We start from the raw sequence: 11,668 nt of genomic DNA, 5'->3' as shown, positions 1-11,668 counted from the left end.
ACCTAGAGTTGAGGGGCTGGTGCGGAGTATCGATTTACTCTTTCAGGAGAAGCTCTTTCCATTCTCCGTAGTTCATAGTCTTTCCTTGGACTAGCCAATCAGTTCGTCCATTTCGTGACGTCCCGAACAGAAAAACAGCGGCGCCGCTCGGGCTGGAAAATGCTATGTCTTCAAGTAGCTTAAATGTTTGATCGCCGACCTTTGAGATCTTCCCAACGGCTAGATGCTGGTCCCGTAGGTTTTTTACTCTTTCATGAAAAGATGCGGCTTCCTTGAGATCCCCTGTTGAGCCAGCAAGTACAACGAACTCGCCATCAATTTCCCTAGCAGTGGCTGAAATGCCCTTCCGCTTATGCTGAATGGTAAAGGTCGGAGTTTCGGCCGAATCTGAAACGAAGTTTCCGGCTGAAGAAGGGACTTTTCTAAAAAAATCTACGCCTACCACTGGTAAAACCAGTTGCAGTTGATCAAGAAAGGACTCCATATCTGAAATGTCCGCCTCAGGAAGCCTATCAAAATTCGGGTCAGTCCTATTCGTCACTGTCGACTTTTTGGCGTCTTTCAGCAAGGTGATTAGGCGGCCTTCTAGGTATTTCACATGGGCTTTTGTAAGGTTCATATCCTTGTTTGTAACAGCGATAAATCGTTCCCAAAAAGCTTTGTCATCATCCCTGGAATGGCTTGAAAGGCGTGTGGAGATGTCATCTCCTTCGCCAAATGTATACCATTGGAAGATCGGCGTCTAAAGGCGACCCATACAGGATGTAGATACCAGTCTTCTTCAGTTCACTACGCTTTAGCGCTGTTTCTAGGCGTGTACGCGGAGCTGAGAGGACATGACCTGTCCAATTGACGATTTCTGCAGTCAGAATTCCAGTGGGTGTCCCTTCCGCCAAGAAAAGTCGTACTGATCGTCCTGTTGGCATGCAAAATACCTTTCCAAACAAAAAAGCCCCGCCAAAAGGCAGGGCTTAGAGTTTCTACCGCACAAACTTCTTGTGCTTCAGGCGCTTGGGCTCCAGTGCGTCGGCCCCGAGGCGGCGTTTCTTGTCTTCCTCGTAGTCTTCAAAGTTGCCCTCGAACCACTCCACATGCGCGTCGCCTTCAAAGGCCAGCATGTGGGTGCAGATCCGGTCAAGGAAGAAGCGGTCGTGTGAGATCACCACGGCGCAGCCGGCGAAATCGACCAGCGCGTCCTCAAGAGCGCGCAGGGTTTCTACGTCAAGGTCGTTGGTCGGCTCATCGAGCAGCAGCACGTTACCGCCCTCTTTCAGCAGACGCGCCATGTGGACGCGGTTACGTTCACCGCCAGACAGCAGGTTCAGCGGTTTTTGCTGATCGCCGCCTTTAAAGTTGAACGACGAGCAATAGGCGCGGGAGTTCACCTGCGCATCACCGAGTTCAATAATCTCGGCGCCGCCAGAGATCGCTTCCCAGACGGTCTCATTGTCCTTCAGATCGTCGCGCGACTGGTCGACATAGGACAGCTTTACGGTGTCGCCATAGCTGACAGTGCCCTCGTCGGGCTGCTCCTGGCCGGTGAGCATACGGAACAGGGTGGATTTACCGGCGCCGTTGGGGCCGATGACGCCGACAATGCCGCCGGGGGGCAGGTCAAACGACAGGCCTTCGACCAGCTGTTTGTCGCCGTAGTGTTTGGCGAGATCCTTGTCTTCGATCACCTTGTTGCCAAGACGCGGGCCGTTGGGGATCACGATCTGGGCCCGGGTGAGTTTTTCGCGCTCGGACTGCTCGGCCAGGTCGTTATAGGCGTTGCTCCGGGCCTTGGATTTGGCCTGACGCGCCTTGGCGCCCTGACGCATCCACTCCAGCTCGCGCTCCAGCGTCTTTTGCTTGGATTTGTCCTCGCGGGCTTCCTGGCCCAGACGTTTGGCCTTTTGCTCCAGCCAGTCCGAGTAGTTGCCCTCGTTGGGGATGCCCTTGCCGCGGTCCAGCTCAAGGATCCAGCTGGTGATATCGTCGAGGAAGTAGCGGTCGTGGGTGACGATCAGGATGGTGCCTTTATAGTCGATCAGGTGCTGTTGCAGCCAGGCGATGGTTTCGGCATCAAGGTGGTTGGTCGGCTCATCCAGCAGCAGCATCTCGGGCGCTTCGAGCAGCAGTTTGCACAGGGCCACCCGGCGCTTTTCACCGCCTGAGAGATTGGCGATCGCCGCATCATCGGGCGGGCAGCGCAGCGCTTCCATCGAGACGTCAATCTGGCTGTCGAGATCCCACAGATCCTGTGCGTCGATGACGTCCTGTAGCTCGGCCATCTCGGCGGCGGTCTCGTCCGAGTAGTTCATCGCCAGCTCATTGTAGCGATCCAGGATCGCCTTTTTCGGCGCGACGCCCAGCATGACGTTTTCACGCACGGTGAGGCTCTCGTCCACTTTTGGCTCCTGCGGCAGATAGCCAACGCGGACGCCTTCGGCGGCCCAGGCCTCACCGGTGAAGTCCTTGTCGAGGCCGGCCATAATTTTCATCAGGGTGGATTTCCCGGCGCCGTTGACGCCGACAACACCGATTTTTACGCCGGGCAAAAAGGACAGGTGGATGTTTTCAAAGCATTTCTTGCCACCGGTGTAGGTCTTGGAGACACCCTGCATGTGGTAGACGTATTGATTGCGGCCATGATGGGGCTCCGTGATGGGGGAATTCTAGCTGGCTGGTGTGATAGCCGATGGGCGCGGCGGGGGCAATCGGGGATGATGCGTCCGAACCGAGGGAAGGGCGAGAAGCGCCCGCCCCGTGGGGGCGGTTCGGACGCTGCCCGTGCGCAGCACGGGCAAAGCCAGGCCTTGTCTCGGTGAGTTTTCAGGCGGGCAAGCGGCGGGGATTGTTGGTTTTCAGACCTCAGGTGGCGCCAGTAGATTGATCTTGCCTCTGAATATGTGCATCACCTGTTTGATGAGACAGGTTACATGAGACAGGGTTTACCATATCTGCGCCCCGGCATGACCGTGGGGCTGCTGGGCGGGTCGTTTGATCCGGCCCACCTGGGACATGTGCAGATCAGTCGGGCGGCGCTGCAGCGGTTCAATCTGGATCAGCTCTGGTGGCTGGTTTCCCCGGGCAATCCGCTCAAACCCCGTGCCCCTGCCAGCATGGCGCGCCGCATTGCCGCGGCGCAGGGCCTCATGGATCACCCAAGGGTGCGGATCAGCGATATCGAGGCACGCCTTGGCACGCGCTACACGGCCGAGACCCTGCGCGAGATGCGCCGTCTCTATCCGGGCGTGCGCTTTACCTGGTTGATGGGGGCGGACAATCTGGCTCATTTTCACCTTTGGAAGGACTGGCGAGAGATCCTTGAGACCGTGCCGGTTGGCGTCTTGGCGCGGCCGGGAGATCGCATTTCGGCGCGGCTGTCGCCCGCGGCGCGGATCTATCGCGCCCAGATGCTCAAGGATGGTCAAAGTCAGACCTGGCGCAGGCCCCTGTGCCGGCCTGGTGCTTTGTCAATGTGCCCATGGTGGCCGCCAGCTCTACCGCGATCCGGGCCAGCGGCGACTGGTCTGCCGCCGCAGTTTAGCCTGTTTTCCCGAAAAAGAGCCAAAATCTGCCATTTTGCCGACCCTTTGCCGCGTTATGCTGTCTGTAGTCAGGGGTTTTTTTCTAAAAAGAGGAGAGCCTGAGCAGGTGTTTGTGTAAGTGATTTGGTCGCGGATGGAGGATCAGCTATGGTACAGAAGCAAGCTTTGGGCTTTATTTGCCACTATAGTGGCAATTTTATTAGATATTGACTGACATGTTATCGAGACGCTTTTTCCTTTCGGCCGCCGCTGCGGCTCTGACCGCCCCGGCAGCTCTGGCCAATGCGCCCCTGAAATCTCTGCGCCCGGTTGCCCGGGCAGGCGCGGGGCTGGTGTCTGGCGCCGCTGGCGCGGGCTCTGCGGCCAGCCTTAAAACGCTGCTGGCAGGCGCGGGTCTGTCCGGGCAGGTGGCCTGCGCTGTCGCAGAAGTGAAAACCGGCAAGCAGCTTGAGGCGCATGACGCAGAGGTCGCACTGCCGCCGGCCAGCGTCGCCAAGGCGCTTACAGCGCTTTATGCCTTGGATAGTCTCGGAGCGAACCATCGGTTTACCACCCGGATCATAGCGACGGGAACAGTGAGCGGCGGTACTCTGCAGGGGGATCTGATCCTGGCCGGTGGGGGGGACCCCATGCTGAACACCGATCATCTTGCGCAGCTGGCCCAGGCGCTGAAGACCGCCGGCATTCGCGAAGTGCGCGGCGCTTTCAAGGTCTATGACGGGGCGCTGCCCCAGGTGCACTCTATTGATGGCGACCAGCCCGATCATGTGGGTTATAGCCCGGCGGTTTCGGGCATCGCGCTGAACTTTAACCGGGTGCATTTTGAATGGAAGCGGGCCGGGAAGGGCTGGGCGGTGAATATGGATGCGCGCACCCATAAATACCGCCCCGAGGTCAGCATGGCCCGGATGAAAGTCGCCAGTCGCGCGCTGCCGGTCTATACCTATGCGGATCGCGGGGGGACTGACTACTGGACTGTTGCAAGTCAGGCGCTGGGCAAGGGCGGCGCGCGCTGGTTGCCGGTGCGGCGGCCTGCGGACTATGCGGCGGATGTGTTTCGCACCATGGCGCGCTCGCACGGGATAAAGCTAAAGGCGGCGAAGCAGATCTCGACGCTGCCACCCGGGCGGCTTTTGGCGCAGCACCACAGCCCCCCGCTGGATCTGATGCTGAAGGGAATGCTGAAATATTCCAACAACCTGATGGCCGAGATGATTGGCATGGCGGCCACTGCGAAGCGCGGCAAACGCCCCAGCGGGCTAAAGGAGTCCGCGACCCAGATGTCGCGCTGGGCCAAGGCCAAATACGGGGTGTCTTCCGTCCGTATGGTGGATCACTCTGGCCTGGGCGACGCCTCGCGGGTGGCACCCAGTGCGCTGCTGATGGTGCTGGTGGCGGCCTATAAGGCGGGGGCGCTGAAGCCGCTGCTGAAAAGGTTCCCGATGCGGGATGCCAGGGGGCGGGTGATCAAGACTCATCCCATCAAAGTGGCGGCCAAAACGGGCACCCTGAACTTTGTCTCCGGGTTGGGGGGCTTTCTCACCACCTCGAGCGGCACCGAGCTGGCCTTTACGATCTTTGTGGCAGACAGCAAGGCGCGCGCCCGCATAAGTCGCGCCGAACGCGAACGGCCAAAGGGCGCCAAGGCCTGGAACAAAAAGGCCAAACGCCTGCAGCAACAACTGATTGAACGTTGGGGTCAGACCTATGGCAGCTAGGTAGGGCCTATGGCAGCTATGGCCAGGCCGTTCCAGCTGCGGCCAGCCTGGCTCTTTTGGTTTGCCGAGCCTATTAATGTGCCCGTTTAATGCGCCCGTTTCACCTCAACAAAGGTCTCGTGATAGCAGGCGCCATCCTCGATGTCGGTGCGGATATCTGCCGGGATCAGCACGTTCACCGTGAACACGGTCTCTGAGGTGCCGCGCCAGGTGCCCTTTGGCGAATAGAGCACGCCGGGACGGGTGGCATCGCTCACTTTGAGCTGCAGCGTGACCGCGCCCCGCGCATTCCAGAACGAGACGATCTCACCATCGCGCAATCCGCGCGCCGCGGCGTCCTCTGGGTGCATCTCCAGCTGCTCGGGGCCGGTAGAGGCGGGATCACTGCCAAAGCTGGCATTGGTGCGTTTTGACGAACTGGGGGTGATCAGCGTCAGGGGCAGCGCCTGTGCGACCGTCTCATAGCGGGGCACGCCATAGCCATAAAAATCTTCGTACTTTTGGCTGAACAGCTCGATCCGGCCCGAGGGCGTGGCGGGAGTGACGTTTTTGCACATGACGAGGTCTTCGCCATCCGCCGCCTTCATCTCGATGGCGCGATCCAGCGGGATCTCGCTGGGGCGTTGGCCGTTGAGCTGCGGATGGGTCTCATCAATGGCCTCATCCATCAGCTGGGCATCGCTGGCCTGAAACGCGGGCGCGTCATAGCCAAAGCGCTGCGCCAGACGGCGGAAGATCTCGGTATTGGGCAGGCTTTCCCCAACGCAGGGGATCACCGGGGCGGCGCGTTGCAGGTAGTTCTGACCGTAGGCGCCATAGATGTCGTCAAACTCAAAATGTGAGGCGGCGGGCAGGATCACATCGCAATAGGCCATGCTGTCGGTCATCACCACATCAGAGCCGACAATGAACAGATCCTCGCGCATCAGCGCCCGGGTCAGATTGGCCTGATCCGGGTGGGTTGCAACCGGGTTGTGGTTGTAGATCATCGTGGCCTTGATCGGGATGTCCAGACTGTCGTCCTGTAGCACATTGGCCAGATCGACGATGTTAAAGGTGCGGGTGCCTGCTTTGATCAGGTGGTCGCCCTGCAGGCGTGCTTGCGTCTTTGGTGTTGCAACGCCTGATTTTGCCATCACCCCGGCGCCAAGCCGCCCATGATGTCCCATGAGGGCAGGCAGCACCATGGCGGCGCGCAGGCCTGATCCGCCAGAGCGGCCACGCTCTATTCCATTGCCAAAGCAGCAGGCCATGGTTTTGGCCGCCACCATCAGATCCACCAGCGCGTGGAAGTCGGCGGCACTGATACCGCAGATCTCGACCACCTGCGCCACACTGTGTTGCCGTGCCTGCGCCATATAGGGGTCAAATCCTGCGACCCATTTGCTGATAAAGGCGTGATCCAGCGCCGCGCGCCGCTCCAGCTCGGCGGCCAGTGCCATGGCAAGCACCACATCGGTGCCGGGTTTGATCTGCAGGTGCATGTCGCAGTGTTCCGCGATCTTGATCCGCTTGGGGTCGATCACCACCACCGCGCCGCCACGGGCGCGCATCTTTTTCAGCAAAGGTGCCAGATGCAGGTTGGAGACGGTGACATTGTTGCCCCAGATCAGCACCAGATCCGAGTGCGCCAGCTGCACCGGCGGCATGCCAGGGGCCGCGCCAAAGATGCTGGCATAGGCGCCACCCCGGACACCGCCACACAGAGGCCCGCGATTGAGCAGGCTGGCGCCCATATTGTAAAAAAACCGCCGGTCCATCGAGCCGCCAGCCAGCTCACCATTGGGGCCGGCATAGTGGAAGGGCAGCCCCGATTGCGGGCCGTGGGCTGCGATCGCCTGTGAAAAGCCCGCATGCACCATGTCCAGCGCCGCCTCCCAGCTGATCCGCTCAAACTGGCCCGCGCCGCGTGGCCCCACCCGTTTCAGCGGATGCGTCAGGCGGGCTTTGCCATGCACAAATTCGGGATAATACCGCGCCACCTTGTTGCAGATCACATTGGCAGTATAGGGTGTTTGCCGTTGACCCTTTGACCTCGATCAGGCTGTCGCCCTGTACCTTGACGGTCAGGCTGCAGGTGTCAGGGCAGTCCAGGGGGCAGACCGAGGGCAGGGTGCGAATTTCAAGCGGCTTGTTCATGGCTGGACTCCAAAGGCATTGGCTGGAGCCCAGTGTAACGCCGAAGGGGGCCCGCCTTTAAGGGCCACATTCGAGCAATTTGAGCAGACCAATTTGCCCCGGTTTGATTGCCCCGGTTTTAAATTGGATTGCCGTGCCAAAACGCGCCCGGGACCAGCCATGGCTGGTGCCGACCCCCGGGTTGCGGTTTTGATTTCAGACCATGTGGCGGGCGCGCGCACCTCGTTGGATGGCGGCGGCGTGCAGGCGGTCGATATTCAGCTCATAGCGCACCTCGGCGAGGGACTCGAGCTCGGGCTCGGCCAGTTTACCATCGGCGGCAGCAACATCGCAGGCCAGCGCATAGGCGGTCTCATACAGGCGCTCGGGCAGGTCGTCGCGGATCAGGCCAAACAAGGCCTCAAGCCCGTCTTCCTGTTCAAACAGGTCCAGAACGGTTTTTGAAATACGGGTCATGCGGTCGATGTCATAATCGGCAAAGACCGGCAGCATGTTGACCGCGGACTGGATCTTGATCAGCTCGGCGGTGCGGATGTTCTCGTCCGAGGCAGAGACCGCCACCATCAGGGCCACCAGACAGTCCTGTGGAGACATCGATTGGGCGTTTTGCTCGGTCATTTGCTATCCTTTTTGAGCACGGGTTCATCACGCGGGCGTGCGGCGGTCAGGATAGGCGTGGCCAGAGACAGGTTCAACTCCCGGCCCTGGCGTATTTTTGCAAAACTGGCGGGAAACAGCCAAAGGGATGACTGGATTTCCCCGGTGACCTAGTTCTGGGCCGTAAACCGGTAGGCGATTTGTTCAAAACTGGCCTCAGCAAAACCATAGGCAAAGCGCAGCCCGTCCGGGCCTGCCAGGGTGTCGTGCTCGGCATTGGCAGGCACATAGATCGCCACGCCCGGGCGGATTTCATGGCAGATGCCATCAATGGTGACAAACCCGTGGCCTTCGAGCCCGAGATAGAACTCGGCTGGGTCGTGGCGATGGGGCAAGAGGCGGCCGTGGGGCTCGAACTCTGCAATGCCCAGAACCGGCTCCCGCGACCGCTCCGGGCAGCTGTTGATCAGGGTACGCCAGCGCACCTCGCCAACCCCCGCCTCGGCGCCGCTGGACAGAGGCACCTCTGCTGCATCAACCGCCAGGGGGGCATGCGGCAGGTTTGAGGCCTGATTGAGCAGTTCGGTATCGCCAAGATCTGTCGCGAGTGTGGTGATGTCCGCGGTGGTTTCTGCGGTGATATCTAGGTGCATGTGCTGTGGGCCTCCTTGCGTTTTGTCTGCTGCGTTTTGTCTGCTGGGTTTGGTGTGAGTGGGCCGTTTTGTTCCGGGTCAGATAAGAGGCTTTTGCCACGCCGCTCAATAGGGTAAAGCTGCAGTATAATATACGATGAGGTTATGTTAATGGAGCGTTTGCCAGGCTTCTCCGGGCTCACGGCGTTTTATGCTGCAGCGCGTCATGGCACGCTGACGGGTGCAGCACAGGAGCTGAATGTTTCGCAACCGGCAATTTCGCGCCGGATTGCGTCATTGGAGGCAGAGCTGGGCTGCGCTCTGTTTGATCGCAGTCACAAGCCCGCGCGTATGACGCAGCCTGGCAAGGACTTGCTGCAGGCGCTGCACAGTGGCTTTGGCCAGATAGAAAGTGCCGTGTCGCAGATCAAAAAGAACGTGGAAACCCGCATTGTGACGGTGACAGCCCCGTCTGGATTTGTTGCCTTCTGGCTGATTCCACAGCTTGGAGAACTGGAGCAGGCCTTTCCCGACGTAACGATTCGTATCATAAGCCAGGAGTATGGAGAGGCCGTGCGTCCCGGCGATCTGGTCATTCGCTTTGGTCTGGCGGGATCCGACGGGCAAAACGAGCAGCGCCTGTTGGGCGATGAGGTCTTTCCCGCCATCAGTCCGCTGTATCTGGCGCGGCTGCAGATGCGGGCCGGGGCCTATGACTTTTCCCGGATGACCTTTCTGACCATGGAGGCGGCGCGCAGCCAGTGGCATGACTGGCCCAGTTGGTTCAAATCAACGGGCCAGGAGATGCCGCATGCGGCGCGGGTTCTGGATTTCAGCTCTTATGCGATGCTGGTCAATGCGCGGCTGGCAGGGCAGGGGGTTTTCCTCGCCTGGGGCGGAATTTTGGACGGTTTTTTGCAGGCCGGCGCCTTGGTGCGTCTTGAGGCTGCGGCCACGGTTTCGACTCGGGGCTATTATGCGTCCTTGCGGGATGGGGCCGCCGCAGATGCGGATGTGGGGCGAATTATGGATTGGATCGTCGAAAAGGCCGGTTTTAAGGCGTGAAACGCGGCTGTGCGACGGCTCTGTTCATTGACTCATGCTGCATCTGCGCCATAGACCGGTCCGACCTGCTGCAAAGGGCAGTGGGCTATGATTGTGCGGCTGTCTGGGCCGTTGATGGAGAACAAGATGTCTGATCTGCGCGAAACCGCTCTTGCGAGCAAAGCCTGGCCGTTTGATGAAGCCCGCCGGGTGCTCAAACGCTATGCCAAGGGCGCGCCGGAGAAGGGCTTTGTCTTGTTTGAAACCGGCTATGGCCCCTCGGGCCTGCCGCATATCGGCACCTTTGGCGAGGTGGCCCGCACCACCATGATCAAAACCGCCTTTGAGGTGATCAGCGATATCCCCACCAAACTGATCTGTTTTTCCGACGATCTGGACGGTATGCGCAAGGTGCCGGGCAATGTGCCCAATCCCGACAGCCTGACGGAGCATTTGCAAAAGCCGCTGACCTCGGTGCCGGATCCTTTTGGCACGCATGAGAGCTTTGGCCACCACAACAACGCCATGCTGCGTCGTTTCCTTGATACCTTTGGGTTCGAATACGAATTTTATTCCGCCACCGAATTCTATGGCTCGGGTCAGTTTGATGCGGTGCTGAAGCGCGCCGTTGATAAATACGATGAGATCATGGCGGTGATGCTGGCCTCGCTGCGCGAAGAGCGGCGCCAGACCTATTCGATCTTTTTGCCTTTCCACCCTGAAACCGGGCGGGTGCTCTATGTGCCGGTAAGAAGGGCGATGCGGACAACTACACCATCACCTTTGACGACGAAGAGGGCCGCGAGTGGACCGTGCCTGTGACCGGCGGCAATGTGAAGCTGCAGTGGAAGCCGGATTTTGGCGCTCGCTGGGCGGCGCTCGAGGTTGATTTCGAGATGTACGGCAAGGATCACAGCACCAATACGCCAATCTATGACAAGATCTGCCGTATCCTCGGCCATCGCGCCCCGGACCATTTCACCTACGAGCTGTTTCTGGATGCCAATGGTCAGAAGATCTCGAAAACCTCGGGCAACGGTATCTCGATTGATGAATGGCTGACCTATGCCAGCGCCGAGAGCCTGTCCTATTTCATGTACCTCAAGCCCAAAACCGCCAAGCGGATGCATTTTGATGTCATCCCCAAGGCGGTGGATGAATATCATCAGCAGCTGCGGGCCTATGAAACACAGGACCTGAAGGCGCAGCTGAACAATCCGGTCTGGCACATCCACGGTGGTAACGTGCCAAAATCGGATATGGTGGTGCCGTTCAGCATGTTGCTGAACCTGGCTTCTGCCTCCAGCGCCGAAGACAAGGCCACCATGTGGGGCTTTATCAATAAATACGCCCCCGATGCGACGCCCGAAAGCAATCCGACGATGGATCAGGCAGCAGGCTTTGCGGTGGCCTATTTCAACGACTACGTCAAACCGACAAAAGTCTTCCGTGCCCCCAGTGATGCCGAACGTCTGGCGCTGCAGGATCTGGCGGATGCGTTGAAATCACCTGAGGCCGCCCTTGCTGCGATTGCCAAAAAGAACCAGATCGCGGGCAATGAAGATCCGCTGCCAGAGGCTGATTTTTGCGGATGAAGAGTTCCTGCAATCCGTGGTCTTTGCCATTGGCAAGATCCACGGGTTTGAGCCGCTGCGCAACTGGTTCACAGCCATCTACGAGGTGCTGCTGGGCGCAAGCCAGGGACCACGTTTTGGCGGCTTTATCGCTCTGTACGGCGTTGACGAAACCATTACCCTGATTGATCAGGCACTGAGCACTGAGCACTGAGCACTGAGCACTGGGCGCTGAAGCCTCCTGAGGCTAGATCCGGTCGGATGGCAAAAGGTTCAACAACATGGGGCGCCCTTTGGGCGCTCCTTTTTGTTTGAAGAGGCGCTTTGGCTCTGGGGCCCACCCAAGCAAAGCTTTGCAGCCACCCGTCGCCTGTTTGAGGTCCTGGCAGGGGCGCCATCTGCCTGACAAGCCAAATAGCCGTCTCCCC

The 11,668-nt window shown here is 59.4% G+C and carries 7 protein-coding genes and 2 pseudogenes; 4 read left to right on the top strand and 5 right to left on the bottom strand.

Translation table 11 applies throughout. The features are described from left to right. Positions 1 to 34: 34 nt before the first annotated feature. Both B4968_RS02630 and ettA read right to left on the bottom strand, forming a co-directional pair. Entirely contained in the window at positions 35 to 619 is a 585-nt protein-coding gene (locus B4968_RS02630) for a DUF4357 domain-containing protein (protein ID WP_083096353.1), read from the bottom strand. A 361-nt stretch (positions 620 to 980) separates the two neighbouring features. Further along, positions 981 to 2,651 carry an energy-dependent translational throttle protein EttA gene (gene ettA / locus B4968_RS02625; protein WP_277620908.1) on the bottom strand — a complete coding sequence of 557 codons (1,671 nt, stop codon included), beginning with the start codon at positions 2,649 to 2,651 and terminating at the stop codon, positions 981 to 983. A gap of 306 nt (positions 2,652 to 2,957) precedes the next feature. On the opposite strand from ettA, the pseudogene B4968_RS02620 reads away from it, so the two are divergent. Both B4968_RS02620 and dacB read left to right on the top strand, forming a co-directional pair. Further along, a pseudogene (locus B4968_RS02620) lies at positions 2,958 to 3,535 on the top strand (nicotinate-nucleotide adenylyltransferase). Positions 3,536 to 3,751: 216 nt separating this feature from the next. Then, a complete protein-coding gene (dacB, locus tag B4968_RS02615) occupies positions 3,752 to 5,254 on the top strand; it encodes a D-alanyl-D-alanine carboxypeptidase/D-alanyl-D-alanine endopeptidase (protein WP_083096347.1) in 1,503 nt (500 codons plus the stop codon). A gap of 86 nt (positions 5,255 to 5,340) precedes the next feature. On the opposite strand, the gene B4968_RS02610 is transcribed toward dacB, so the two are convergent. The 3 genes from B4968_RS02610 to B4968_RS02600 all read right to left on the bottom strand — a co-directional run bounded on the left by B4968_RS02610 (position 5,341) and on the right by B4968_RS02600 (position 8,643). Continuing rightward, complete coding sequence (locus B4968_RS02610) at positions 5,341 to 7,236, bottom strand: molybdopterin-containing oxidoreductase family protein (RefSeq protein ID WP_241525520.1); 1,896 nt, start codon at positions 7,234 to 7,236, stop codon at positions 5,341 to 5,343. 352 nt (positions 7,237 to 7,588) lie between these two features. Further along, positions 7,589 to 8,011, bottom strand: a complete 423-nt coding sequence (locus B4968_RS02605) for a tellurite resistance TerB family protein (RefSeq protein ID WP_083096344.1) — start codon at positions 8,009 to 8,011, stop codon at positions 7,589 to 7,591. A gap of 149 nt (positions 8,012 to 8,160) precedes the next feature. After that, complete coding sequence (locus tag B4968_RS02600) at positions 8,161 to 8,643, bottom strand: cupin domain-containing protein (RefSeq protein ID WP_083096342.1); 483 nt, start codon at positions 8,641 to 8,643, stop codon at positions 8,161 to 8,163. Positions 8,644 to 8,793: 150 nt separating this feature from the next. Between B4968_RS02600 and B4968_RS02595 the strand changes: the two genes are divergently transcribed. Together B4968_RS02595 and B4968_RS02590 are read left to right on the top strand one after the other, a co-directional pair. Beyond that, on the top strand, positions 8,794 to 9,687 hold the full coding sequence (locus B4968_RS02595; RefSeq protein ID WP_083096339.1) for a LysR family transcriptional regulator: 894 nt from the start codon (positions 8,794 to 8,796) through the stop codon (positions 9,685 to 9,687). 126 nt (positions 9,688 to 9,813) lie between these two features. Next, positions 9,814 to 11,454, top strand: a pseudogene (locus B4968_RS02590) (lysine--tRNA ligase). The last annotated feature ends 214 nt before the right edge of the window (positions 11,455 to 11,668 follow it).

Origin of the sequence: Pseudophaeobacter leonis (assembly GCF_002087335.1) — a bacterium.
Classification (GTDB): Bacteria; Pseudomonadota; Alphaproteobacteria; order Rhodobacterales; family Rhodobacteraceae; genus Pseudophaeobacter; species Pseudophaeobacter leonis.
This window is presented reverse-complemented; position numbering and strand designations above follow the sequence as displayed.